At 59.1% G+C, this 24,988-nt stretch carries 24 protein-coding genes; 5 read left to right on the top strand and 19 right to left on the bottom strand.

What is annotated here, in order from left to right; all coding sequences use genetic code 11:
* Position 1: 1 nt before the first annotated feature.
* Both gatB and AADH44_RS04560 read right to left on the bottom strand, forming a co-directional pair.
* The gene (gene gatB / locus AADH44_RS04565) at positions 2-1,519 is read right to left on the bottom strand and encodes an Asp-tRNA(Asn)/Glu-tRNA(Gln) amidotransferase subunit GatB (protein WP_341954316.1); all 1,518 of its coding nucleotides are present in this window, start codon (positions 1,517-1,519) and stop codon (positions 2-4) included.
* Positions 1,512-2,555: an EamA family transporter gene (locus AADH44_RS04560; RefSeq protein ID WP_341954315.1), complete on the bottom strand. Its 1,044-nt coding sequence runs from the start codon at positions 2,553-2,555 to the stop codon at positions 1,512-1,514. Before AADH44_RS04560 ends, gatB begins: the two co-directional genes overlap by 8 nt.
* A gap of 71 nt (positions 2,556-2,626) precedes the next feature.
* Between AADH44_RS04560 and AADH44_RS04555 the strand changes: the two genes are divergently transcribed.
* Complete coding sequence (locus AADH44_RS04555; RefSeq protein WP_341954314.1) at positions 2,627-3,184, top strand: CGNR zinc finger domain-containing protein; 558 nt, start codon at positions 2,627-2,629, stop codon at positions 3,182-3,184.
* A 58-nt stretch (positions 3,185-3,242) separates the two neighbouring features.
* Here AADH44_RS04555 and gatA read toward each other — a convergent pair whose 3' ends face one another.
* The 3 genes from gatA to AADH44_RS04540 all read right to left on the bottom strand — a co-directional run bounded on the left by gatA (position 3,243) and on the right by AADH44_RS04540 (position 6,586).
* A complete protein-coding gene (gene gatA / locus AADH44_RS04550) occupies positions 3,243-4,757 on the bottom strand; it encodes an Asp-tRNA(Asn)/Glu-tRNA(Gln) amidotransferase subunit GatA (RefSeq protein ID WP_341954313.1) in 1,515 nt (504 codons plus the stop codon).
* Positions 4,757-5,071 (bottom strand): Asp-tRNA(Asn)/Glu-tRNA(Gln) amidotransferase subunit GatC, encoded by a 315-nt coding sequence (gene gatC, locus AADH44_RS04545; RefSeq protein WP_341954312.1) that lies wholly within the window; start codon positions 5,069-5,071, stop codon positions 4,757-4,759. The genes gatA and gatC overlap by 1 nt, the downstream gene beginning before the upstream one ends.
* 144 nt (positions 5,072-5,215) lie before the next feature.
* Positions 5,216-6,586, bottom strand: coding sequence for an alpha/beta hydrolase (locus AADH44_RS04540; protein ID WP_341954311.1), 1,371 nt, complete (start codon positions 6,584-6,586; stop codon positions 5,216-5,218).
* A gap of 219 nt (positions 6,587-6,805) precedes the next feature.
* Here AADH44_RS04540 and AADH44_RS04535 point away from each other — a divergent pair, with 219 nt between their 5' ends.
* Complete coding sequence (locus AADH44_RS04535; RefSeq protein ID WP_341954310.1) at positions 6,806-7,771, top strand: IS481 family transposase; 966 nt, start codon at positions 6,806-6,808, stop codon at positions 7,769-7,771.
* On the opposite strand, the gene ligA is transcribed toward AADH44_RS04535, so the two are convergent.
* From ligA to AADH44_RS04510, 5 genes are all read right to left on the bottom strand, one after another.
* The gene (gene ligA / locus AADH44_RS04530) at positions 7,768-10,095 is read right to left on the bottom strand and encodes an NAD-dependent DNA ligase LigA (protein WP_341954309.1); all 2,328 of its coding nucleotides are present in this window, start codon (positions 10,093-10,095) and stop codon (positions 7,768-7,770) included. The two genes, AADH44_RS04535 and ligA, sit on opposite strands and share 4 nt — an antisense overlap.
* An 84-nt stretch (positions 10,096-10,179) precedes the next feature.
* Positions 10,180-11,337, bottom strand: a complete 1,158-nt coding sequence (gene mnmA / locus AADH44_RS04525) for a tRNA 2-thiouridine(34) synthase MnmA (RefSeq protein ID WP_341954308.1) — start codon at positions 11,335-11,337, stop codon at positions 10,180-10,182.
* A 36-nt stretch (positions 11,338-11,373) separates the two neighbouring features.
* A complete protein-coding gene (locus AADH44_RS04520) occupies positions 11,374-11,628 on the bottom strand; it encodes a hypothetical protein (protein ID WP_341954307.1) in 255 nt (84 codons plus the stop codon).
* Complete coding sequence (locus AADH44_RS04515) at positions 11,628-11,975, bottom strand: winged helix-turn-helix domain-containing protein (RefSeq protein ID WP_341954306.1); 348 nt, start codon at positions 11,973-11,975, stop codon at positions 11,628-11,630. The genes AADH44_RS04520 and AADH44_RS04515 overlap by 1 nt, the downstream gene beginning before the upstream one ends.
* Before the next feature lie 70 nt (positions 11,976-12,045).
* Positions 12,046-13,236, bottom strand: coding sequence for a cysteine desulfurase family protein (locus AADH44_RS04510; RefSeq protein ID WP_341954305.1), 1,191 nt, complete (start codon positions 13,234-13,236; stop codon positions 12,046-12,048).
* Between the two features lie 116 nt (positions 13,237-13,352).
* Here AADH44_RS04510 and ybaK point away from each other — a divergent pair, with 116 nt between their 5' ends.
* Positions 13,353-13,841, top strand: a complete 489-nt coding sequence (ybaK, locus tag AADH44_RS04505) for a Cys-tRNA(Pro) deacylase (RefSeq protein ID WP_341954304.1) — start codon at positions 13,353-13,355, stop codon at positions 13,839-13,841.
* Positions 13,842-13,868: 27 nt separating this feature from the next.
* Here the strand turns inward: ybaK and AADH44_RS04500 are convergent, their stop codons facing one another.
* Together AADH44_RS04500 and AADH44_RS04495 are read right to left on the bottom strand one after the other, a co-directional pair.
* On the bottom strand, positions 13,869-14,792 hold the full coding sequence (locus AADH44_RS04500) for a tetratricopeptide repeat protein (protein ID WP_341954303.1): 924 nt from the start codon (positions 14,790-14,792) through the stop codon (positions 13,869-13,871).
* Positions 14,789-16,537, bottom strand: a complete 1,749-nt coding sequence (locus AADH44_RS04495) for a hypothetical protein (RefSeq protein WP_341954302.1) — start codon at positions 16,535-16,537, stop codon at positions 14,789-14,791. The genes AADH44_RS04500 and AADH44_RS04495 overlap by 4 nt, the downstream gene beginning before the upstream one ends.
* 281 nt (positions 16,538-16,818) lie before the next feature.
* On the opposite strand from AADH44_RS04495, the gene AADH44_RS04490 reads away from it, so the two are divergent.
* Positions 16,819-19,161 (top strand): hypothetical protein, encoded by a 2,343-nt coding sequence (locus tag AADH44_RS04490; protein ID WP_341954301.1) that lies wholly within the window; start codon positions 16,819-16,821, stop codon positions 19,159-19,161.
* A gap of 70 nt (positions 19,162-19,231) precedes the next feature.
* A complete protein-coding gene (locus AADH44_RS04485; RefSeq protein WP_341954300.1) occupies positions 19,232-20,293 on the top strand; it encodes an AI-2E family transporter in 1,062 nt (353 codons plus the stop codon).
* Between the two features lie 19 nt (positions 20,294-20,312).
* Here the strand turns inward: AADH44_RS04485 and AADH44_RS04480 are convergent, their stop codons facing one another.
* The 7 genes from AADH44_RS04480 to pyrH all read right to left on the bottom strand — a co-directional run bounded on the left by AADH44_RS04480 (position 20,313) and on the right by pyrH (position 24,914).
* Positions 20,313-21,047 (bottom strand): alpha/beta hydrolase, encoded by a 735-nt coding sequence (locus AADH44_RS04480; RefSeq protein WP_341954299.1) that lies wholly within the window; start codon positions 21,045-21,047, stop codon positions 20,313-20,315.
* Between the two features lie 10 nt (positions 21,048-21,057).
* Positions 21,058-21,357, bottom strand: coding sequence for a hypothetical protein (locus AADH44_RS04475; protein WP_341954298.1), 300 nt, complete (start codon positions 21,355-21,357; stop codon positions 21,058-21,060).
* Between the two features lie 31 nt (positions 21,358-21,388).
* Positions 21,389-21,895, bottom strand: a complete 507-nt coding sequence (locus AADH44_RS04470) for a lytic transglycosylase domain-containing protein (RefSeq protein WP_341954297.1) — start codon at positions 21,893-21,895, stop codon at positions 21,389-21,391.
* A gap of 185 nt (positions 21,896-22,080) precedes the next feature.
* The gene (locus AADH44_RS04465; protein WP_341954296.1) at positions 22,081-22,632 is read right to left on the bottom strand and encodes a DivIVA domain-containing protein; all 552 of its coding nucleotides are present in this window, start codon (positions 22,630-22,632) and stop codon (positions 22,081-22,083) included.
* Positions 22,633-22,646: 14 nt separating this feature from the next.
* Positions 22,647-23,522 (bottom strand): phosphatidate cytidylyltransferase, encoded by an 876-nt coding sequence (locus AADH44_RS04460; RefSeq protein ID WP_341954295.1) that lies wholly within the window; start codon positions 23,520-23,522, stop codon positions 22,647-22,649.
* Positions 23,522-24,073 carry a ribosome recycling factor gene (gene frr, locus AADH44_RS04455; RefSeq protein WP_341954294.1) on the bottom strand — a complete coding sequence of 184 codons (552 nt, stop codon included), beginning with the start codon at positions 24,071-24,073 and terminating at the stop codon, positions 23,522-23,524. Before frr ends, AADH44_RS04460 begins: the two co-directional genes overlap by 1 nt.
* A gap of 127 nt (positions 24,074-24,200) precedes the next feature.
* Positions 24,201-24,914 (bottom strand): UMP kinase, encoded by a 714-nt coding sequence (pyrH, locus tag AADH44_RS04450; protein ID WP_341954293.1) that lies wholly within the window; start codon positions 24,912-24,914, stop codon positions 24,201-24,203.
* Positions 24,915-24,988: the final 74 nt, after the last annotated feature.

The raw sequence follows: 24,988 nt of genomic DNA, 5'->3' as shown, positions 1-24,988 counted from the left end.
ACTATTCGGCCGCAGCACGCTCCAAGACAAGTTCGCGAACGCGAGCAGCGTCAGCTTGACCCTTCATCGCCTTCATCACGGCACCGATCACAGCACCGGCAGCTTGCACCTTGCCGTCGCGTATCTTGGCGAGAACATCCGGCTGAGCGGCGAGCGCCTCGTCGATTGCGGCGATCAGCGGGCCGTCATCCGACACCAACTTCAGCCCACGGCTCTCGACAACTTCAGCCGGTGATCCTTCGCCGGCGATAACACCCTCGAGAACCTGGCGCGCCAAGCTATCGTTGAGCACACCCTCAGTGATGAGCGAAACGAGAGCCGCAACATCCGCGGGGGTAATCAAAGAACTGGGGTCTGCACCCTGAATGTTGGCGAGACGAGCAATTTCGCCTGTCCACCACTTGCGAGCCTGAGCCGCCGTAGTTCCTGCTTCAATAGTTGACTCAATTTCGCCAAACAGTCCTGCATTATTCACATCACGGAACTCAAGGTCGGTGAATCCCCACGCCGCCTGAAGTCGACGACGGCGCTCAGCAGGGGGCTCAGGAAGTGCCGCACGAAGCTGCTCGATCAGCTCAGCCGAGGGCTCAACCGGCAGCAGGTCAGGCTCAGGGAAGTAGCGGTAGTCATCGGCATCGCTCTTGGGGCGACCGGCGCTCGTGACACCCGTGTCTTCGTGCCAGTGACGAGTCTCCTGGACGATCGTGCCGCCCTGATGCAAAATCGCAGCCTGACGCTGGATCTCGTAACGAACCGCACGCTCAACACTGCGCATTGAGTTGACGTTCTTCGTTTCAGTTCGTGTGCCCAGTTTTCCGGAACCCCGAGGACTGAGCGAAATGTTCGCGTCGCAGCGCAGATTCCCGCGCTCCATGCGGGCTTCGGAAATGCCGAGCGAACGAACAATGTCGCGAATAGCGGACACATACGCTTTGCCAACCTCAGGAGCATCCGCTTCCGTGCCCGTGATCATGTGCGTAACAATTTCGACCAGAGGAACACCGGCACGGTTGTAGTCAACCAGCGAATACTCTGCACCCTGGATACGACCGGTGGAGCCACCAACGTGCGTGAGCTTGCCCGCGTCTTCTTCCATGTGCGCGCGCTCGATCGGAATCGTGATCGCACGACCGCTCTCCAACTCGATGTCTACCGAACCATTGAACGCGATCGGCTCATCGAACTGACTGATCTGATAGTTCTTCGCCAGATCGGGATAGAAATAATTCTTGCGCGCAAAGCGTGAACTCGGTGCGATCTCACAACCGAGAGCTAGGCCAAGAGAGATCGAATACTTGATGGCCTCTTCGTTGACAACCGGCAAGCTGCCAGGAAGACCAAGATCAACAGGAGTGATCATGGTATTCGGCTCAGCGTGCTGAGCGCCCGACGCTGCAGGGTTCGGCGCATCAGAAAACATCTTGGTCTGGGTGTTCAACTCAACGTGCACCTCGAAACCGAGCACCGGCTCAAATAGTTCGAGAGCTTTGTCGTAGTCCATCAATTCAGCTTTAGCCACCAGATGATTGTACGGGGCGCAGCGGCACCGTATCGGTACCCGGCTCGAGAGGCGCGGATGCTGGGGCCAAAATTGGCTCATCATGGTCACTCGGGAAGGCCTCTGCTTCAATCGTGAAGTCGCCTATCTCCTCGCTGCGTTCAGACCGCACGAAGCCGATTCCCACCAAAATCAGTGCACCACCAATGAACTGCGGCAACGAAAGATTCTCCCCGATCAGCAGCCAGGCATACAGGGCCGCCGACACCACCTCGAGCAGTCCAACGAATGAGGCGAGTCGGGAACCGAGCATCTCGCTAGCCATAATGCTCGTCGAATACGCGATGCCGGTGGAGACAATACCCACGATGAGCAGCGGAACCCACCACGGAACCACATAGCCCAGCACCGTGACATCCACCATCGGCATGTCAAAGGGAACGATGCCGACCACACCGACTAGCCCGAGGAGGACTCCGCCAATGAGCAGTCCAGCCGCTGCAAGAGCTACTGCGGGGAGTCCCTCGCTCGAGCGCGCCGCAATCACGTAGTAGACGGCCGCGCCGACGGCAGCGCTTGCGCCAAAGATGATACCGAGCGGGTCGAGTGCTCCCGAGCCTTCTGGAGAGACCACCAAGACAAGCCCACCGAGCGCGATCACCGAACCGATCAGCACTACAGCTTTGGGCATGCGGCGGGTTGTTGCCCACGCAAACGCCACGAGTAAGAGCGGCGCCATGTACTCCAGCAGGATGGCAATGCCAACGGGGATGCGCTCCACTGCAGCAAAGTAGACCAACTGGGTGGCGGAAACGCCAACAATTGCCATAAGCAGGATGCGGCTGCGAGCGTACCAGAGCGCAATCCAGCGGCCTTTTAGCGCGATAATCGCAAATGGCGCGAGCACGAATCCTCCGATGAATACTCGCAGAGTGACGGCTGCTGCTGGGCTCCACCCCGCTTCGAGCAGGGGTTTGATGAGCGCGCCCGATAGACCGAAGCTGGCGGCGGCGACGACGGCGATGAGCATTCCGAGTGTCGTGGTTGAGCGTTTCATTGGCGACTGCTTTGAACGTAATTGACGAGTATTTCTGCTGACGCTAGTCTCGAACGAAATAAGGAGTCAAATTGCATTTTGCCCCTGACACCGTCGAGTCGCTGGAGTTCGCCGTTGCTCTCGGAAATAGCGACGTTTTCGCGAGCCGAAGCGGGTTCGACGAACTCTCGACCAGTGACGACGTTTACGCCCTCATCACACGATTTCGCTACACCGGACGCATCGACCGAGACGACACCGAACTCGCCGAAGTTCGACTCGTGCGAGATCGGATTCGTGGTGTCTGGAAGCTCACTCGAGACAACGCAGCAAGTGAGATCAACGCGATGCTCGCCGAGGCCAACGCATTGCCATTCCTCGCACGCCATGACGACATCGACTGGCACCTGCATGCCAACTCCCCCGACGCACCGCTCGCCGAACGCATTCAAGCCGAAGTCGGACTCGCACTCGTCGACGTCGTACGATCAGACTCCATGTGGCGACTGCGCCGCTGCGAAGCCCCCAACTGCGAAGGGCTCATGGCGGACTTCTCCCGAAACGGATCACGCAGATTCTGCAGCATCCGGTGTGGGAACCGGATGAACCAAATCGCGTACCGAGAACGCCAGAGCGCCGACGAGCACTAAAAGTGCAGCGGCCACCTGAACGGTCTGGTCGGGGTCGGGGTCGGGTGAAAGTGCTGCTCTAGCCGAGCGACGGTGCCTGGCTGGGAAGAGTGTGACCCCACTGCTGCTCGAGCAAACGCTCCAATGTGGCACCCAGCTCGTAGAGTCGAGCGTCGCCACGCGCGGGAGCCATGATCTGGAACCCCGTCGGCAAACCGTCTTCTGGAGCAAGCCCCATCGGCAGCCCCATACCGGGCACCCCGGCAAGGTTCGCCGGAATTGTGGTGACATCGTTCAGGTACATCGCCATGGGATCGTCGAGCTTCTCGCCAAACTTGAACGCCGTAGTCGGCGCCGACGGCGAGACCAGCACGTCTGCCTTCTCGAACGCGGCAGCGAAGTCGCGCTGGATAAGCGTGCGCACCTTCTGAGCACTGCCGTAATACGCGTCGTAGTAACCAGCGCTGAGGGCATAGGTTCCGAGGATGATGCGTCGCTTCACTTCGGGGCCGAATCCAGCCTCGCGGGTTGCCGCCATGACATCTTCGACCGTGCCGCCGCCGTCAGGTGTGACTCGCAGTCCGAAACGAACGGAGTCGAACTTGGCGAGGTTACTCGAGGCTTCCGCCGGCAGGATGAGGTAGTACGCGGCTACGGCGTATTCGAAGTGCGGAGCATCCACTTCAACAATTTCGGCACCGAAGTCGGTGAGCAACTGAAGCGCCTCATGGAAACGCTGCGAGACACCGGCCTGGAAGCCGGGACTGTCGAGCTGCTTGATGACACCAATGCGGGTGCCCTTGAGGCTCTCAGCAGCAGAGCCCGATCGAGCAGCCGCCGCAAACGATGGCCATTGTTCGTTAAGCGAGGTGGAGTCGCGAGGATCGTGCCCACCAATGACGTCGTGCAGCAGGGCTGCGTCGAGAACTGTGCGCGAAACCGGGCCAACCTGGTCAAGCGACGACGCGAGTGCGATCGCACCATAGCGAGAAACTCCGCCATAGGTGGGTTTCACTCCGACTGAACCTGTGACGGATGCCGGCTGGCGGATCGATCCACCAGTGTCAGATCCGAGAGCGAGCGGAGCTTCAAACGCGGAAACCGCAGCGGCAGAACCGCCGCCTGAGCCACCAGGAATACGGCCAAGATCCCACGGATTCTTGGTGGGGCCATACGCCGAATGTTCTGTTGACGAGCCCATGGCGAATTCGTCCATGTTCGTCTTACCGAGCGGAACCAAACCGGCCGCACGCAATTTTGCGACGGGGGTTGCGTCGTAGGGGGGAATCCAGCCCTCAAGTATCTTGGAACCGGCGGTCGTCGGCATATCGATCGTGCACAGCACATCTTTAACCGCGATGGGCACACCAGCTAGCGGACCAAGCTGCTCGCCAGCAGCGCGCCGTTCATCGATCCGCGTGGCGTTGGCGATCGCATTCGCTGATACGTGAAGGAACGCGTTGACCTGGCCATCGACAGCCAAAATCCGGGCGAGGTGTGCCTGAGTGGCCTCAACGGATGACACTTCACCCGAACTAAGCCGACCAGACAACTCGGATGCCGACATGCGGGTGAGTTCGTTGTTCTCTGCCATTACTGCTCTTCCCCCAGAATCGCGCTGACGGCAAAACGTGAACCATCGTGCTCGGGTGCTCCGGCGAGTGCCTGCTCAGTGGTGAGGGTGACGCCGGGAATATCAGGTCGGAACACGTTGCTGAGCGGAATCGGGTGGCTCGTCGCTGGAACGTCATCGGTAGCGACTTCGCTCACCTTGGCAACTGAGTCGACGATCGCACCGAGTTCACCTGTGAGCTTCTCGATTTCGTCAGCGGTGAGGGCGATGCGGGCGAGCGATGCGAGGTGCGTGACGACCTCGCTAGTGATCGCACCGGGATTGGTGTCAGTCATGGAGCTCCGAAGATGGGAAACAGACGGGGAACCGTACAAGTGTATTCGGCTTCGCGATCCGCGATGAGCGAACGCGCACGATCAGGCGCTCATCGCCAACACCCGCGCCAGAAAACCGGATGCTGTGGGCAGTACGCGCACCCATCAGCCTTGACTGTGCTGGGATGTTGCAAACGCGCGTTGTACAAGCGGCGCACCCTCGGGGATGATGAGATCGCTTCGACCGATGCACAGCAACGCAAAGTTGCGCATAGCCTCGCTTCCGGGGGTGAAGTACTCGTTGTGGCCAACCGAGCCGGTCAAAGGCTCCTTCATAATCATGTCGAAACCGCCACTCACGCCCAGCGACTTGGCGCCAAAAGATTCCGCTCCCGGGTCGGGGCCAAAATATGAGCTATTGGGGATCGGATCCCACGCGGCTTCTCCCACGAATACGTTGCCGTCGCGCACGTTCAGGTCAGCAACCGACTCCGCGGGGCTGCCGGGAGACCCAACAAGAGCTAGGGCATCAATGTCGAAGTCGTACTCGGACAACGCCATCATCGCAGCGGTTGATCCGTAGGAATGAGCAACCACAGAAATATACGGTTGGTCGGTGCCGCGCTCGGCCTGGAGCCCAAGGATGGCTCCCGCGAGAGTATCCTTCCCCTGATCAGCTTTATCGATAGCCCCAACATTGGTCAGGTTGGGTGTGTCGTAGCCGATCCACGCAACCGTTGCGACCGATTGGTTGCGAACAAAGACGGACCCAGATTCAAAGTGGTCGAGCCACATCTGCTGCTGGTAGTAGAGCTCATTCGCAGCATCTACCCAGTACGACATCTGGCCTTCAATGGTGAAGAACATCCCGGGCACCAAGAAGCTCACATAGTCGGCGTCGTTGAGGTCTCCCAAGACGATCGCAGCACGCCCCTGACCAGAGACGTCGAGTGTCACGAGCGTTCGTTCTGGCTCAATGCCCTCGTTGATTAGTGACTGCGAAATTGACGACAGCATGTTGAGTTGCTGGTGGGCGGTCTGTTGAACGGCCCGGCCGGCATCCGAGTTCATCAGGCTGGTTAGTTCAGAGATGGTGTGGCTGAGCATCGTGCGGTTGCTGGTATCGCGAATTGCGTAAGGAACGCCCTCAAGGTTGCCGACCAACCGAGGCGAGGCAGTTTCTAGTGCAGTTTGACGACCCGCATCAAGGTCTCCCCACCATAGTGCGACCTCTTGGGCCGGAGGCTGTTCGGCGAGAATCTGTTCAACCGCTGCTGGGCGAGACGCGAAGTATTGCGAGATGTTGCCGGCAGGAATGCGGGCGAGGGTCGAAAGCGTTTGCGCCCCAAACGAGGCGGCGCCAGAACTTGAGACACCGAATACACCAGCGGCTGGCTCAAGGACAGGGCCCGCGAAACTGGGCGGTGCATCGCTTGTCACAACTGAGTGAAACGCTGCAGAGGGCATAGCGGCGGCCTCGGTCGCGGGCAAGCCGACAACCGAGGTGGCTATGACAACTGCGATTTCTATCAGCAAGGTCGGGCAATCCCCTCAGGAACGTGGGTCGTGTGCCATCCCCGCAAACGAACACGCTGCGGCAATCTTAGAGGAAAACTGCCCCCTTCGGGGGTGGAACGTTCACTTCGCTTCGCATCGGCTAGTTGTAGTTCCCAGGGACGTTGTGATCGTTTGAGTTAGCGAGGACCTCCGGCAGGATGTGGGTTACCACACTCATATCTCTAACCGGAGGTCCTCGTGACTCACAGTAATGCTCCCTTTGCCCCGCAAGGACGCCTTCGTCTTGCGCGGCTGATCGTCGAGGACGGTTGGTCGTCCCGACGCGCCGCGGAACGATTCCAGTGCTCGCCAGCGACGGCAGCAAAGTGGGCTGCCCGTTTCCGGGCTGGCCAGCCGATGACGGACCGATCCTCACGGCCGAGATACTCACCCGCTCGCACCCCGATTCGCATCGAGCGACGCATCATTGCCCTCCGGTTCACTCGTCGCTGGGGACCACACCGGATCGGCTATCACCTGCATCTGAATCGATCGACGGTGGAACGGGTGTTGGCCCGATATCGGATGCCGAGGTTGGCGTGGCTGGACCAAGCGACCGGGCTTCCTGTTCGGCGGCCGAGGCCGGTCCGCTACGAGAAGGCCATCGCGGGAGAGCTGGTACATGTCGATATTAAGAAACAGGGCCGCATCCCAGACGGTGGCGGTCACCGGATGCTCGGCCGCGCGGTCGGCCGTCCCAACAAGGGACACCACGGCGGCCGCGGTTATTCGTTCCTGCACCATGCCGTCGACGACCACTCCAGGCTTGCCTACTCTGAGATCCTTACCGACGAGAAGAAGGAGACCGCAGCAGGTTTCTGGATCCGCGCCAACAAGTTTTTCGCCGCGGCGGGCATCACTGTCACCGCCGTGATGACCGACAATGGCGCCTGTTACCGGTCACAACACTTCGCGGCTGCTCTCGGCGAGATCACACACGTTCGCACGCGTCCCTACCGGCCGCAAACCAACGGAAAAGTTGAACGATTCAACCGAACACTCGCCACGGAATGGGCCTACGCCGCTACCTACCTCAGCGACGAAGCTAGAGCCGCTGAATATCCGATCTGGCTCCACCACTACAATTTTCACAGACCCCACACCGGCATCGGCGGCCAAACACCATCAGACCGCGTCCACAACCTCAGTGGGAACTACAGCTAGTCGTCTAGAGCCGAGGGACCCTCGTTGAGGAGCCTAGCGAATTGTGCTGCATCAAGAATTCGAATCCCCAGTTCTTCCGCTCTCGTCAGCTTAGATCCTGCTCCGGGCCCCGCAGCCACATAATCAGTCTTTTTGCTGACACTAGACGCTGCTTTCGCCCCCGCGGCGATAATTGCTTCTTGTGCACCCTCGCGGGTGAAGCCGTCGAGACTGCCGGTGGCGACGATCGTAAGCCCTGCCAGCGGACCCTCGTTTGACTGCGCCGCTCCGGGACCAGGATGACCGGGTGTCGACCAGCGAACGCCCGATGCTGCCCAGCGAGCAACGATCTCTTGGTGCCAGTCAATTTCGAACCAGTCAGCAACCGAGTCGGCAATAATTTCGCCAACACCGTCGACGGCAGCGAGTTGCTCACGAGTCGCGGAACGAATGGCGTCAAGAGAACCGAAGTAGTCGGCGAGGGCGCGGGCTGCAACCGGGCCAACGTGGCGGATGCTGAGGCTCACCACAAGTCGCCACAGTGGCTTGATCTTCGCTTCTTGCAGGTTGGCGATGAGCTTCATCGCGTTAGTCGACGGAACAGCGTCGTCGTCGCCAGCGAATTCTTTAACATTGGCATCGAACGCGGGGTCCGCACTGGCACCACTGACCTTACGCACGCGCCTAAAAGGGGTAATCAACCGTTCACTACCATCGTCATTAGTAACGACTTTGCCAGTCTCCGAGTCACGGACAGCGACAACAATCGGAAAAATGTCCTCGACGGTGAGATCAAACAGTGCTGCTTCGTTGATGAGGGGCGGTACTTCTGGGTACCGAGGCTGTGTCAGCGCGCGCGCGACAACCTCACCGAGCACTTCGATATCGAAGCCACCCCTACTGCCAGCGTGCTCGATACGTCCGCGGACCTGCGCGGGGCAACTTCGCGCGTTCGGGCACCGCAAATCAATATCGCCCTCTTTCATGGGGCGTAGGGGCGTTCCACACTCTGGACAGTTCTTCGGCATCTCGAACGCGGATTCGGTACCGTCACGCAGTTCTTCCACCGGCCCGAGAATCTCGGGGATCACATCGCCCGCTTTTCGCAACACAACGGTGTCGCCGATCAAGATGCCTTTGCGCTTGACGACATCCTGATTGTGCAGGGTGGCTTGGCGAACGACGGATCCGGCGACGTGTGCCGGCTCCATGACGGCGTAAGGGGTGGCCCGCCCCGTGCGCCCGATGCCGACCACAATGTCGAGGAGCTTGGTGTTGACCTGCTCTGGTGGGTACTTATAAGCAATCGCCCAGCGAGGGGCCCGCGACGTGGCACCGAGTTCCTCGTGCAATGCCAGCTCGTCGACTTTTACAACGATGCCGTCAATCTCATGCTCAACGCTGTCGCGGTGCTCCCCGTAATAGCGAATAAAGTCTGCGGCCTTCTCACCGGAGTCAACGACCCGAAAGTGCGTGCTTGTTGGCAGGCCCCACTTAGCCAGCTCGCCATAGATTTCGCTTTGGCTGCGAATGGGCTTGTGTTCGGCGCGCGTGCCATCCCACGCCCCAATACCGTGCACGAGCATCCGCAGCGATGACAATCGGCGACGCATGTGTGCAAGCTTTTCTTCAGACTTGCCTTCGGATTTTTGGCGAAGTGATCCTGCAGCAGCATTGCGAGGGTTTGCGAAAACTTTCTCACCAATGCGGGTCTGTTCAGCGTTGAGCTCGCGGAATAGTTCCAGAGGAATGAAGACCTCACCTCGAACTTCGACAATGGGTGGATGACCGTTGCCCTGCAATCGCTTCGGGATCCCCTCAACGCGCACAACGTTCTCCGTTACGTCTTCTCCGACTCGACCATCACCCCGGGTAGCAGCACTCACGAGCACACCATCGATGTAGCGAAGGTTAATCGCGAGACCATCGATCTTGAGCTCACACAAGAAATCAATGTGCCGTGCAGAGTCCCGCTGGACCTTCGCGGTCCACTCAGCGAACTCCTCAAGCGAAAACACGTTGTCGAGACTGAGCATGCGCTCACCATGTTCCACAGGGTCAAAGAGTGTCGCCGCCCGGCCCCCAACGCGCAGCGTGGGGCTGTCTTGGCTTTGTAGTTCTGGATGCTCGCGCTCGAGTTGCTCGAGCTGGCTAATCAGCTCGTCGTATTCGGCATCGTCTACAAGAACTTCATCGCGAACGTAGTAGGCATCCCGGAGCTCAAGGATGCGTGTTGTTAGCTTGTCGACTTCATCGTGCGCTACCGCCAAAGTGGGATCAGTAGTCGCGGCGACCTGGTCGTCAGATTCGCTCGTTGAACCGGATTTCTCGGTGTTGTTGGCCACTAGTCAAGTGTAAACAGCGCCTACGACGAAAGCTGCGCACAGTGGCCATCAGGAGCAGTGGCCATCAGGAGCAGTGGCAAAGGCCTACACCTGTGCGGGAACCGCGGAAACGGTGCGCGCAATCGTGCACTGCCCGAGAACCCTCGTGCCAACGTAGAGCACGGCAGTTTGGCCGGGCGACACGCCATTGAGCGGTTCGTGGGGAGTCACCACAAGCTCGGGGCCCGTCTCGATGCCCTCGGCGTCTAAGGCTGCAGCGTCCACTCGCGCAACCGCGGGCATCGGGTCAGAGTGGGCGCGCACTTGAACATGGCACTCAAAACTTTCGCCCGGTTCTGAAATGAATCCCGATGCGAGAGGATCGAGGCCTGCCCACGAGAACGTGGTGCCTGCAATTTCTGCCAATGCGAGCGCTTCGCGTGGCCCAACAACAACCTGGTTGGTCTTGGGGCGAATCTCCAACACAAATCGGGGCTTGCCGTCATCCGTCGGATACCCGACATTCAGGCCTTTGCGCTGACCAATCGTGAAGGCGAGGGCACCCTCGTGCTTGCCGAGCACGTCTCCGGAGCGGTCAAGAATCTCACCCTGCTCAGCGCCGACTTTATCGGCGAGCCATCCGCGAGTGTTGCCATCGGGGATAAAGCAGATGTCGTGGGAATCTGGCTTGTTTGCTACCGACAAACCACGTTCGGCTGCTTCTGCGCGGATTTCGTCCTTCGACGGCGTCGCGCCTAGGGGGAACATGCTGTGGGCAAGCTGTTCGGTAGTGAGCACGCCCAAAACATACGACTGGTCTTTCGCCCACGCTGCTGCTCGGTGCAGTTCGCGATTGCCCTGCTCATCGTCAACAATGTTGGCGTAGTGGCCGGTAGCAACCGCATCGAAGCCCAGAGCAACAGCTTTCTCGAGAAGGGCCGCAAACTTGATGCGCTCATTGCAGCGCATACAGGGGTTAGGTGTGCGTCCGGCCGTGTACTCGGCGATGAAATCATCCACAACATCGAGCTTGAATCTCTCAGAAAAGTCCCACACGTAGTAGGGGATGCCGATGATGTTGGCCGCCCGCTGCGCATCCATAGAATCTTCAATGGTGCAACAACCGCGGGCGCCCGTGCGCAGGGTGCCGGGCTGTCTACTGAGCGCCAAATGCACTCCGACGACTTCGTGCCCTGCCTCAACTGCCCGCGCGGCAGCTACCGCGGAGTCCACTCCGCCACTCATTGCCGCTAAAACCTTCATAGAACCAGTGTACGAGAGGTGTCACTGGGCAAGTTCTTACTGCGGGATGTCGGTGAGGGTCTTTTCCACGGCCGCAAGTCGCTGCTCAACGGCACCGAGGTGTTCAAGAAGTGCTCGGTTGGCCTCGAGAGTTTGCTCGGCGAGTGCGCGATAGTCGCCGCCTGCCTGAGAGTCCGCGACGTGCTTGGCCGTCTCGGCCTTCTTATTTACGGCGTTCGTGATGACGCCGGCGATGATTCCGGTGACAGCGATAACGCCAATCCAGAACCAGAGGCTAAAGAAGAGTTCCATTATTTTCCTTCGTGAGTGTTGTTGCTGGGGTGTTGTGCTTCTGCTTCGAGGTCTTTCGCTGACTGAGTCACTGCTCTGGCGAGCAACGCTGGTGTTACCGTCACGCGAAAGGGCACGACTTCGAAAAACTTGAGTGCTTTACCGTCGTCGCTCAGTTCGTGATGGCCAGCGACAAAACCCGATTCCTCGAGCTTCGCTAGGTGCATATATAAAAGAGCGCGCGACATCCCGACTCGTCTGGCCAGATCACTGACATGTTTTTGTCCCCCAGAGAGCTCCGCAAGAATTCGCATGCGCTGCGGATTGGCAACTGCCGCCAACCAGGCACCGAGTTCGTCAGAGTTCACAGGCCACCTCCATCTGTAATGAAAAACTTACAGGTGCAAGTGAAGACTGTCAATATGTGGCGCGGCTGCGCTAGGCGCCGGGATAATGACCCAGAACAGTGTCTCGGCTCGAATATCCTGCAGCAGTAGCCTGCTCAACAACCCGTGGCAGTGCCTGCACAAACAGTGCGATTTCGTCAGCAGTCGTCGACTCCCCTAACGAAATTCTCAGTGCACCGCGCGCCGTCGGCTCATCAAGACCCATGGCAAGCAACACATGACTGGCCTCAGGCACCCCCGCTTGGCAGGCCGAACCCGTCGACACACTGAATCCAGCAACATCAAGCAAGAACAACAGCGAATCGCCCTCACAGCCGGGGAAGGTGAAGTGCACATTACCCGGCAGCCGTGCATCGGGATCGCCGCGAAGCACCGCGTCTGGCACCGCCGAGCGCACTCCCGCGATCAGCAAGTCTCGCAGCCCGGCCAATCGTTGAGCGCTCTCCGCCAAGCCCCCTGTCGCCGCCCGGGCAGCGGCGGCAAACGCAACCGCGCCAGGAGCATCCAAAGTTCCCGAACGCGCACGCTGCTGACTGCCACCGTGAATTAGCGGCGTCACCGACGCCGAACGCGCAATTACCAGCGCGCCCGCCCCAACCGGTCCCCCGATCTTGTGAGCAGACACACTCAGCGCCGCGACCCCCGAAGAATGAAAATCGAGCGGTACATAGCCGAACGCTGACACGGCATCCACATGTACAGGAACCCCGTGAGCTGCAGCGAGCGCCGAAACCTCAGAAACTGGCTGAAGGGTTCCGACCTCGTTGTTGGCCCAGAGCATCGTCACAAGCGCAACGTCCTCCGCGAGCGCTTCGCGAACGTAGTCGACGTCGACGCGGCCGAAAGCATCAACAGGAATCCAGTCGAGCACTGCTCCATCGTGCTCGCGCATCCACTCCACTGCATCAATCGTGGCGTGATGTTCGGCTCGCGCTACCAAGATTCGCGGACGGACAACCGCACCAGAATTTCGGTCCCAAAACAGCCCCTTGATAGCGAGGTTGATCGCCTCAGTTCCCCCGGAAGTAAAAGTGACCTCAACGGAATCAGCCCCCAGGCTTGCGGCAACAGTCTCGCGAGCTTCTTCAAGCATGCGTTTTGCCGACTGCCCCTGGGAGTGAATCGACGAAGGGTTGCCTACCAGTGGGAGGGCCGCAGCGAATGCCTCAACCACGGCAGGACGCATCGGCGTCGTGGCCGCATGATCCAGATAGATAGTCACCGATACTCCGCTACTCTCGCGCGCACTCCCCGTGGATGCCCGTGTGTCATTACTCTAGATCGCATGCACCCTCGCTTCGACCTGATCGCCCCGCTGACAACTGCCGGTGCGTGCTAATGGCGCTCGGGACCCCAGCCACAGTTGCGCTTGACGCACTCGGAATCGCGTTCACCGCGCACCCGTACGACCACAACCCCTCTGCCACCGAGTTTGGTCTCGAGGCGGCAACCGAACTAGGAATCAACGCCGAACGAGTATTCAAGACGCTGATGGCGATGGTGGACAGTGAACTCGTCGTTGCCGTTGTTCCTGTCTCAGGAAAGCTCGACCTCAAAGCGCTCGCTATGGCGGTTCACGGCAAGAAAGCGGTTATGGCTGACCCGATCGTGGCTCAACGCCGCACCGGCTATGTTGTGGGAGGTATCAGCCCGGTCGGCCAAAAAACCGCTCACCGCACCGTCATCGATGAAACAGTCGAGCTGTTTGACACCGTGTTTGTCAGCGGCGGAAAGCGCGGATTCGATATCGAGCTCGCCCCCAGCGACCTTGTGCGGGCCACTAGAGCAACGATCGCCGCTGTCGCTCGCAATAGTCTGCATCTGTGAGCTGGGTTCGCCCCACTACTGAAAGCGTTAGTAGAGAAGGAGGGTCAAGCGACGACGGGCATCAGCTACCCGAGAGTCTTCGGCGCCCGCAATTTCAAAGTAGTCGAGCATGCGGGTGCGAATCGCGTTCTTACCATCGACATCCGCAGAAGGAAAAAGCTCAAGCAAGCGAGCGAATGCGTCGCCCAAGTGACCACCAGACACGTCAAGATCAGCAACGGCCAGCTGGGCTGCTACATCAGTAGGATCTTGCGCGGCCACGCTGCGCACCGAGTCTGCCGTTTCGTTCTCAAGTCGTGCGAGCAGCGACACTTGGGCTAGCCCAGCAACCGCCTGCTGGTCGCGGGGGTTCTGTGCGATGGCGGACTCGTACTTTGAGATCGCGGTAGCAAAATCGCCGGCAGCGATAGCATCATATGCTTCTTGATGCAGCGGCGGCAGCGGCTCTTCTGCGGGCTCCTGAGCATCATCTTCGGATGCCTCACCAGCCGGCAGCGTTCCGGTCACATTGTTTTGTGCTGCAAGCTGCAAGACCTGCTCAAGCACCTCTTTAAGTTCGTTCTCAGACAGGACCCCGGCAAAGAGTTGCACGGGCCGCCCACCGATCACGGCAGCAACGGTCGGAACCTGCTGCACTTGGAAGGCCTGAACAAGCTGGGGGTTGTTCGTAGCGTCAACCGTCACGAGAGCGAATTTGCCCGCATAGGCAGAGATTGTTGGCTCAAGAGTCGGCTCAATGCCTTGACCGAAGAACTCTACGATCACTGGAACGGTGTTCGAGAGTTCAAGTACTTGAGTGAACGATGCATCATTGGCGTTGGTCGCAAAGCCACCCGACTGCGGTGCTTCTCCGGCAGTCGAAGCAGTGGCGGGCGTATTGTGCTGACGAACCAATGATGAGAGGTCGACGGCACCGCGCAAACTAGCGGCGTTCAGTGGGGTGTTTGTCAATTCAACTCCGATGCTGCAACAAGTCCTTGGGTGTATCCGAGCAGGACGATTTTTTCGGCACTACCTGCTGCCGGAACATAAAAGAGTAGCTGATCCCCGTAGGTAGATTTGATGCCAGTTTCTGTGATAGAGATCCCTGAAAGTGCCTTCGTCTGACCGCTAAAGGTCACCGCCGAGCCTTCTTCCTTCGGTTTCGCAACTTTTGTCTCATAGAGGTGCACTGCAACAATCGCTCCCGCATCGACGGTCGCCATCGCGATCGGCTCGGCCGAGCCAAGTGCGTGGCCGTAGGTGAGGGTTGCTGTGCTCGAAAGCTCAGCCTTCTCTTTGTTTTTCACGGCGAGGCCGACGTTCACTCGCAGACTGTCGCCGTCAACCTCGAAGTCGAGGTAGGAGTCGCTGTCAACATCCTGTTCGAGAATTTCGGCATAGTCGAGCGCCACTTCGGTTGGTGATGAACGAAGCAAACCACTATCTGGAGCCAAGCGCGATGTGCCGACGCTGGCGGCGACTACATCCGGGAACACCACTGAGGGTTCTAGGTTCATCGAGTAGCTGACTTTGTAGTTCTCGCGAGGCGACGCTTGCTCAAGGAAGAGTGCGATGGGCGCAACGGTGGTATCAGTCTCGTCGAGGATGATCGTGAACACGGTGCGCGGCCACGAGTCGGTTTGCTGTGGCAGCGTCAACTGCACAGGACCGTCGGGAATGGCAATCGGCGACGCAATGGAGCTGTCTGCCGTGCGCATCTTGTAGTTGGCGAGACGATACTCAAGCGCCGCATCGGTAAATCGTGTCGTGATGAGGTCAGCGTCGCGGGACTCGTCCGCCTCAAGCGAGACCGCACTCACTCGAGCAACAATCTTCTCCACCTGGCGCACGGATGCCGCGGGCGGCAGAGTTTCGCTGCCTGGTGAGGTAGAGGTCGGCGATGGGGTCGGGGCGCTCACCTCTTCAGTTGCGCTAGGAGACGACGTGACCGTGCATCCACTCAAGATCAATGCGCTCAGCAGCACCGCAGGAACGGCGATGCGCTTAGTCGTCGTGACGGCGCTGCTCTCACTGCTGCGTACTAATCGTTTCGACGGCTTGTAGCGAGGCTTTTTGGGCACCTTGGGCATTTTTTGTTGCTTCCGACGAGGTCCTCCGGCGCGGCGCATGTGGTGCACGGCCCACATCAGGAAGATGAGCCCAAGGAGAAGCACGGCAGCGCCTCCTAAAATCAGCGGTGCGGCCCACGGCGTGCTGTTGTCGAGCGGCCACGAGAGCGAAACGGTGTTGGGGGCTGGTTCTACGCCGTCAGCAGCCAGAATGAATGAGACGTCGCTAGGTATCTTGACGGTTAGTGCGAGCTCAAGGTCAGCCGTGTAGTTCTCAAGCCACAGATCAGAATCATAGGGGTCCGGCACTTCTTGTTCACTGCCGCGAATCGCCTCAGCCACCAGCTCACCCGACTCGGGATCGACGGTAACCATGTTGTAGCTGGCATCACCGACCCAGGCCAGTACGTCTGACGTGCGGCCATAGGCGGCAACGATGCGCCCTGGGCCCGCCACACTGATTGTCTGGTTGCCCGAATATGCGTTGAACGCAGCCCCATCAACCACAGTGAGGGGTGCGGTGCCGTCAGTTTCAGCCGACACACTGACCTCATCAGGCGTCGCAAGAATGGTTTGCTGCGCGATGCCGAAGCCAATCATTACGGCCGCGAGCATAAAACTAACTATGGCGAGAACGAATCTCACTATCTCTCCTTTCGTGCTGCCCCTGTGACTTGCGCCACGAAACCCTTCGCCACCGTGGCGGAACCTCAGTTCGGTCTGCAGGTTGAGGGCCCGATCTAGGCGGGTAGGCAACAACAAAGACGTTCCAGACTAGCCGATGGGTGTGTGGGCACCTAGTTCGTCATCTGGGAACTGGCTGGGAGAACGTTGAGTGCACTAAACGCAGCGAGGCCCGAATCACAGTAAGCGGCTCAGCACCACTAAACTCGAAAGGTCCTTTCCGCTGACTTCGAGGAGACGTCTTGGCCGCCAACGACACTGATTTCGGCACCGAAATGCGCGGCTATAAGAAGGACGATGTCGACAAGCTCATTGGCGAACTTCGTCGCGAACTTGTTGCCGCCAAAGCCGACCGAACGGCCTCCACAAAAGAGGTCAAGCGGCTGCTTGCCGTCAATGAAGATCTGCAAGCAGAACTCGACGAGTCGGGCAGCCCCACATATAGCGGACTCGGCTCCAAACTCGAGAGCATGCTCCGCGTTGCCGAGGAGCACTCAACGCAGTTGATCAGCCAAGCTGATATCGACGCCGAAAAAATGCGCAAGGCCGTTCAGGCAGAAACCACGAACCTTCGTAACGAAACAACTGGCGAGTCAGAGCGAATTCTCGCGGATGCCAATCGCGAAGCAGATTCGCTAGCCAAAGCGTCGCGGGCCGAAGCGGACGCTCTCATTGCCCGCGCTCGCGACGAAGCAGCGCAACTCACTGCAGATGCTGCACGCGAAGCCGCCACCATTCGAGGCGCCGTTGCTACTGAAGCTGCGGATGCTCGCACGTCTGCTAAGCGCGAAGCTGCCGCCCTTCGTGCCGAAACTGAGCGCGCAATGACCGAACTTCGCGCCAGCACCGCTACCGAAGTGGCTGAAGCCCGCGAGGCTGCCGAAGCGCTCGCCCGAGATGCCGAACTTGGCCGCGCCACCTTCGAAGCCGAAAACACGAAGCAACGTGACGACCTTGAACGCGATGTCGAACAGGCCCGCACCGACCTCGCGCGCGAAATCGACACCGCTCGCGGCGAGTTGGAAACTGAAACAACAACAGCTCGCGAAACCCTCGCCAACGAAACTAAAGCAGCTCACACCACGCTCGCCAATGAAACGAAGGCGGCGCGCACGACGCTCGCCAACGAAAGCGCAGCAGCGCAGGCCAAGCAAAAGGCAGAGCTCGATGCTGCTTACGCCGCACTCGAAGCAGAGACTGTAGCCACCCGCACTGCAGTTGAGTCTGAAGCAGCTCGTGTTCGCAGCGAACTGGAAAAAGATGTGCTCAGCACACGCGCAGCGCTGGAGAACGAGCTCGCTGAAGCACGCGAACAGTGGGAGCACCGCGAACGCGAAGCACGGGCACAACTCGACAGCGACGTCAGCAGCACCCGTGCAGCGCTCGACGACGAGGTATCGACTACACAGGCGGCTCTCGAACACGAGGTAACAAGCACGAAAGCAGCCCTCGAACAAGAAGTTACGACGACGAAGACGGCGCTCGAACAAGAAGTCAAAGTTGCGCAAGCGGCCCTTGAACAAGAAGTCACAACGACTCGTTCGAACTTGGAACACGAGGTTGCGACCGCCACGGCAGCGCTCGAAGACGAGGTGACAACTACGCGGGCCGACCTCGAAGCACACGTCAAGTTGACCCGAAACGAACTTGCAGCTGATCTGGCGGCGCAAAAGAAGGCACTAGACCGCGAGGTCACTTCGACAACGAAGGCACTCGCCAAGGAAGTGAGTTCAACGCGAGCCGCCCTTGATGCAGACGTTGAGGCGACTCGTGCGGGTCTCGAAGACGAGATCACTACCGCGCGCAGCGCATTCGAACTCGAAACCGCAACGGCACGAGCAGACTTCGAAACCGAGATGACAACGCGCCGAAACGAGCTCGAAGCAGAGATCGCGTCGGCAACCGCTGGGCTCGAAGAAGAGATGGCGCGTCGCCACGCAGACCTCGATGCTGAGATCGACAATAAGCGAACCGCACTCGAGACCGAAGACACAGAGACTCGCGCGGCCCTAGCCCACGACGTGCACAAACAAACCGCAGACCTAGAGCGAGACATCGCACGCCAGCGCGCAGAACTCGCTAATGAAGTGGAGTCAACTCGGGCAGCCATCCAGCACCAGCTCGAAGAAACTCGCAGCACAATCGAACGCGAAGCTGACGCAGCCCGCATCGCGCTGGAACAAGAGATTGCCGCACGACGTGATGACGCCGAGAAAGAGTTCTTGGCACAGCACAAGGAAGCCTCAACTCAGACACAGAACTACCTCGAGGAAGCTCAAGCGCAACTGGGCGAGGCTGTGCGAGAAGCAAATGCCAAGCGCCACGAAGCCGAAGAGCTCAGCAACAACTCGCAGGCTGAAGCGAAGTCCATCCTGGCGGATGCATCCGAGCGTGCTGCCAACGAAATTGCGGATGCTGAGCAGCGCGCCAAGTCGCTCGTCGACGATGCCGAGAAGCGTTCGAATGAGCTTGTCAGCGACGCCGAGGAACGCCTCGCCAAGATCAAGGCGGAGCGAGAGACCGTCGCCGGTTACTTCGAGAACCTGCGCGGAGTTCTCAGCCAAGCCGAAGACGTTGGCCAGTAAATTGCCCGCGGGCACTTAGAATTGCGTCCAGCCTGACACCTTGTCGCTACAGGCCGGACGGAGCCTCGCAATGAAGATTCTCAACCCTTTCCGCCTCGGACTTTTGGGCGGCCTGGGTGTACTCGTCGCGGTCGGAATCGGCCAAACGATCATCTCCTTGGCTACGATCCTCACCTATGTGGGTGCGGCGCTATTCCTTGCGCTCGGACTCGATCCGCTGGTGACCTGGCTTGAGACGAAGAAGTTTCCCCGGTGGACGGCAATTCTCACCGTATTGGTCGGCGTACTCGGCGTCTTTGCGGGACTGGTGTTTGCGATAGTCCCCGTGATCGCAGAACAAGTGCGCACAGCTTCTCGGGCGATTCCGCGAGTCGTGACGGCATTCATCGACGGAACGATCCGCGAAAACGTTGAGACGGCGTTTCCTTGGCTCGAAGTGCAGGACCTGCTCGATGGTTTCACAACGTGGGTAAGCGAACTCGACTTCACCACGATTGGCGGAGGCGTTTTTGCGGTCGGCATCGGTATCGCCACCGGCATCACGGGCGCCTTTATCGTGCTCATTCTGACGATTTACTTTGTTTCATCGATCAACAGCATCAAATCGGGCATCTACCGGCTGGTCCCCGCGTCTAGGCGCGCCACCTTCATCGATCTCGCTGAGCAGGTCAGCACCGCAGTCGGACGGTATGTCATCGGTCAAGCGTCGTTGGCGCTCGTCAACGGCGTGCTGTCATTCATCGTGCTCACGTGGATCTTCCCAGCGTTTGGGCTGCCCGTGCGGTATTCAGCGTTGCTGGCATTCATCGCGTTTGTTGGCTCACTCATCCCTCTCGTAGGAACACTGAGTGGTTCGATTGTCATCACCCTGCTCGTGTTGCTGTTCAACGGTGCCCCAAGCGTGATCGCGGTCGGTATATATTTCTTGATCTATATGCAGCTTGAGGCCTACGTTCTCAACCCACGAATAATGACTAAAGCGGTGAAAGTACCCGGAGCACTCGTCGTTATCGCGGTTCTCGCTGGAGGAACGCTGCTAGGCCCTCTGGGCGCGCTGATCGCCATTCCCGTGGCCGCGGCGATCCTGCTTATCGTTCAACAGGTTATTGTTCCGCGCCAGGCAGACCTCTAAACGGAGGCGGCGCGCGCGCTTACCGCGGCTGGGAAGGCTCCGGCGGCCACGTGCGTGGCAAAGGCAGCACCATCGGGTTCAGCCGCGCCACAACCTCGCTGAGCACGCGGTAGGTCTGCGCCTCTCCCACCCAGAGATGCTTTCCTCCCTCAACGACGACGAATTCAACCTCGGGCACGGAAGCAAAGCGCTTCGCGGCCTCTTCTGGCCGCAAATAGTCATCAAGCTCCGGGATGATCGCAACTAGGCGGCGATCATCACCCGCCCACGCTGCTAGCTCGTCATCGCTCGCGCGGTGAAGAGGCGGTGAAAGCAATATCGCGCCAGTGATGGGATGCTCGCGGCCAAACTTGAGAGTGACTTCTGTGCCAAAAGACCAGCCCATCAGCCACACATTGGGCAAGCCCCGTTCGCGCACAAAATCCATCGCGGCAGCGAGGTCGAGTTGCTCAAGTTTCCCTTCGCCAAAGGATCCCTCTGAAGTACCGCGCGGTGATGAGACCCCTCGAAAGTTGAACCGCAACACCGCAATATCCGCAAGCGCAGGCAACCGCGCTGCTGCCTTACGAATGATGTGCGAGTCCATGAAGCCGCCGGCCGTTGGCAGCGGGTGCAAGGTCACCAGGGTTGCGGCGATATGACCCGACTCGGGCAGAGAAAGCTCACCAACGAGGGTGAAGCCATCGCTCGTGTGCAATTCGATATTCTCACGAGTGGCGGGAAGTTCGGTGGCGCCTCTAATAGCTTCGCTCACGAGTTAACTCTCACAATCTGATTTTCCAGCAGTGCTGGTGCCAATGGCGTCGCGCCGCGAGGTCGTCTGCTTCACCCATGATTCCGTCGGCGCGCCAGGTGACCGTGTGCGCGACGCCAACAGTCACGGGCTGTGAGCATCCGGGGCAGGTGTAAGTCTTCACGGCGTTGCCGGACGAAACCGGCTGAACGTTCCATTCGCCGTCTGACTTGTGCTCGGTGCGACGCGAACCGTATAGCGCCTGACTTAGGTCACCACGGTCGCCATCGTCAGGGCGACGCCTGCCGCGGGGGCGATTCGAACGAGGCATAGCTCAAGCTTATGCGTTCGATCAAGCGGAACTAGTACCAGCCGTTGTTCTCAGAGTGAGACCAGGCACCACACGGTGTCGCGTAGCGGCCCTCGATATAGCTGAGTCCCCACGCGACCTGCGTCGCGGGGTTTGTGGCCCAGTCGGCGCCAGCGGTCGCCATCTTGCTGCCAGGAAGGGCCTGCGGGATGCCGTAGGCGCCACTAGACGAATTCATGGCGTACACGTTCCACCCTGATTCGCGATTCCACAGGCTGACCAAACAGTTGTACTGGTCGTCGCCAAGGCCGCGAGCCGCGAGCATTGATTTCGCGATCGCTTGCGCGGTGCCAGGATCAGGAACTCCTGCAGCTGGCGCTACGGGTGCAGCAGGCAACACCGGTTCAACGACGATCTCTTTGACGGCGAACTTGTCGCGCGCGATCTCGTTGACGAATCCCTCTGCGACAGTGAGGGACTGCACTTCGGCCCGCTCAATCGAATTCACGGGCAAGCTGGCCGCAGAGACCACGCTGACTGGGTTGGGTGGAACCATCATGAAGGTGGCTACGAAGCCCAAGCTCGCTAGGGACGCGAAGATGGGGAGGCTCCACGACAAACGTGTGTGGCGCCCAGAGAGATCCGCGCCCTGGCTTTTTGCCTGAGCGCGGAGAATAGCTGTTCGCGAATTTTTTACCACAATATTGGCGATGTTAGCCCACAGACCTGAAAAAACAGAAGGAACTAGCGAACAGCCAGCATCACATCAATCACAGAGTCGAGAAGGTAATCGACCTGCGACTCACGATAACCACCCTTGACGCTGCGAAAAGCGACCGTGCGCACGCGCTCGATCGTGAGTGGGGCACCATGTTGAAAGTAGTTAGCCAGTTCTTCTGCAAACGCGTCGACATCTTTTGTCGCGTAGCCGGTCGTGAACGAGCTGACCCGAGAAAACTTCTTGCCCGTGTGCCGGGCAAGCCTGTTGAGGATCTCTTGGGCTTCAGACCTGGCATTGGCGTACCACGCCGACTCACCAAGATCATCGATCGAACGATCACGCTCTCTAGCGGCGAATGCGTCTTCGAGGCGCTCTAGAGCGGAGTCGACGTGCACAGGCGAGTAGCCACCTTTTTGCATGGCGAACGCGAGCTTGCGGATGCTGCGCGACGAGACCACAGCCGTGCCGGCTCTGTCAGAGGTGTACGCACTGCGCGCCTCCTCAAGGAAGTCCTCAACTTGGTCAACGTTGTAACCCAACTTCGACTTGCGGGTTCGGGGGAAAGTGGTGCTCACAGTTCTATTGTGCCCTACGCGAAGATAAGAAACAGCGCGTAGCCGGCAGCGGCCGAGAGCAACGATGAATCAACGCGGTCAAGGAACCCGCCATGCCCGGGAAGCCACGTGCTGATGTCTTTGATCCCCAAGTCACGCTTGATCAACGATTCCGCGAGATCTCCCATCGTGGCGGTGCCGAGAATGACAAGGCCAAAGATGATTCCTACCCACACGGGTTGGTCAATCATGAAGAGTGCGAGAAGAATTCCCGCAGTAACAGAGGCGACAGCAGCTCCGGCAAAACCCTCCCACGTCTTGTTAGGGCTAATCGTTGGCGCCATCGGGTGCTTTCCGAAGGAGAGCCCACTTGCATAGGCCCCAATATCACTCACAACTACGACGATCAGCATTGCCAACGTCCACCATTCACCGCCCTCTTGAGCGGTCAGGAGCACGGTGAAGCTTGCCAAGAATGCCACATAAAGAATGACGAAGACGCCTGCACCGAGGTCTCTGAGCACCGCACGCGCTGATCCACGGTGTTTCGGCTGAACAAGCCAGACAAGCCTCCACACACTGACAAATGCGATGCCGGCGAGCGTGACGTACCACTGACCTTCAGCAAGCCAATAGAACGAGGCAGGAACTACCGCGACCGCGGCGATGACCGTGGGGAGCCGCGGAATGTTAAGCCCGGCGAACCGGAGCGCGCTCGCCAACTCGAACGCAGTGAATGCGACGAGAACGCCAGCAAAGAGCATGTATAGCTCCTTGACGAAGATCAAGCTGAACAACAACGAGAGTCCCAACGCGAGCCCTACAGTGAGCGCCATCGCCAAAGGACGCCCTGTGCGGGCGTTAATCTTCTCGTTGGTTGCGCGAACCTGAGCTTCGAATTCGGAAACCATTAGACCTCGAGCAACTCGGTCTCTTTGCGCTTGAGGGCCTCGTCAATTGCGTCTACGTGAGCCTTGGTACTCGCTTCGAGCTCTTTCTCGGCACGAGCCACTTCGTCTTCGCCAACCTCAGTGAGGGCATCCAGGTCATCTTTAGCTTTGCGGCGCACGTTGCGCAGCGAAACGCGGGCCTGCTCTGCTTTGTCGCGGACAATCTTGACGAATTCCTTGCGCCGTTCTTCAGTTAGCTCGGGAAGCGTGGCACGAATGACGTTGCCATCATTGCCAACGCTGGCGCCCAGGTGGTGAGCCCCAGCAATCGCCTTCTCAATGTCTTTGAGTGCGGACTTGTCGAACGGGGTAATGAGCAGCGTGCGTGCTTCTTGATTAACCATCGAGGCAAGCTGTTGCAGCGGCGTGGGGGTGCCGTAATAGTCCACGAGCACCTTCTGGAAAAGGGCGGGGTTAGCACGGCCGGTGCGCACTGTGCCGAAGTCATCTTTGGCAGCTTCCACTGCCTTGTTCATCTTTTCGCTAGCCTCGGCTAGAACATCACTAATCACTGGCACTCCTCTTAGTCTCACCTGAGTTTAGCGTGCAGTCGTCATAACGACGCCTGCGGAACGCTCGCGGCTTGTTCGGCTCGGCTCGGGGTTTGTTTGGTCTGATGGCGGTTCTCAGCACGGCACGCTAGCCATGCACCCGGGTTCCGATCTGCTCCCCCATGATTGCGTGGGTGAGGTTTCCTGTCGGCTCCATGCCAAATACCAGCATTGGCATCGAGTTATCCATGCAGAGGCTAAAGGCGGTGGAATCGACGACCTTGAGCCCCTGAACGAGAGCGTCTTGGAAGCTGATCGAGTCGAGCTTGCGAGCATCCGGATTGCTGCGGGGGTCAGCGTCGTACACGCCATCGACGCCATTCTTGGCGACTAAAACTTCTTCAGCACCGATCTCTAGGGCTCGCTGCGCAGCAACAGTGTCGGTGGAGAAGTATGGCAAACCAGCGCCGGCACCAAAGATGACGACACGGCCCTTCTCAAGATGGCGCTCGGCACGCAACGGGATATAGGGCTCAGCAACCTGGGTCATAGCAATCGCAGATTGCACGCGCGTGGCGACACCTGCTTGCTCAAGGAAGTCCTGAAGGGCGAGGGCATTCATCACGGTGCCCAACATGCCCATATAGTCGGCGCGACCGCGGTCCATTCCACGCTGGCTCAGCTCGGCGCCACGAAAGAAGTTTCCGCCTCCGACGACAATAGCAATTTCGACATTGGCCGAAGCAGCAGCAATCTGTTTAGCAAGTGCCGAAACAACATCAGGGTTAACCCCCAGTTGTCCACCACCGAAGGCCTCTCCCGACAGTTTCAGCAGCACCCGGCGTTTGCGTTGTGTTGTCATCGTCTTCTTTCCTTCGAGGTCATCATGTACAGGTTATTGGGTTGAGCAGCGTTCAGCAGTCGCGCACAGCACAT

It is taken from the genome of Salinibacterium sp. TMP30, from assembly GCF_038397785.1.
Classification (GTDB): domain Bacteria; phylum Actinomycetota; class Actinomycetes; order Actinomycetales; family Microbacteriaceae; genus Rhodoglobus.
This window is presented reverse-complemented; position numbering and strand designations above follow the sequence as displayed.

Coding starts and splice junctions, on each gene's coding strand:
- gatC (WP_341954312.1), bottom strand. CDS start 5,071: ATGACTGACACCAATCCCGGTGCGATCACTAGCGAGGTCGTCACGCAC.
- AADH44_RS04560 (WP_341954315.1), bottom strand. CDS start 2,555: ATGAAACGCTCAACCACGACACTCGGAATGCTCATCGCCGTCGTCGCC.
- pyrH (WP_341954293.1), bottom strand. CDS start 24,914: ATGACAACACAACGCAAACGCCGGGTGCTGCTGAAACTGTCGGGAGAG.
- mnmA (WP_341954308.1), bottom strand. CDS start 11,337: ATGAAGGTTTTAGCGGCAATGAGTGGCGGAGTGGACTCCGCGGTAGCT.
- AADH44_RS04475 (WP_341954298.1), bottom strand. CDS start 21,357: ATGCCTCGTTCGAATCGCCCCCGCGGCAGGCGTCGCCCTGACGATGGC.
- AADH44_RS04485 (WP_341954300.1), top strand. CDS start 19,232: ATGAAGATTCTCAACCCTTTCCGCCTCGGACTTTTGGGCGGCCTGGGT.
- AADH44_RS04460 (WP_341954295.1), bottom strand. CDS start 23,522: ATGGTTTCCGAATTCGAAGCTCAGGTTCGCGCAACCAACGAGAAGATT.
- AADH44_RS04520 (WP_341954307.1), bottom strand. CDS start 11,628: ATGGAACTCTTCTTTAGCCTCTGGTTCTGGATTGGCGTTATCGCTGTC.
- AADH44_RS04470 (WP_341954297.1), bottom strand. CDS start 21,895: ATGATGGTTCCACCCAACCCAGTCAGCGTGGTCTCTGCGGCCAGCTTG.
- ybaK (WP_341954304.1), top strand. CDS start 13,353: ATGGCGCTCGGGACCCCAGCCACAGTTGCGCTTGACGCACTCGGAATC.
- gatA (WP_341954313.1), bottom strand. CDS start 4,757: ATGGCAGAGAACAACGAACTCACCCGCATGTCGGCATCCGAGTTGTCT.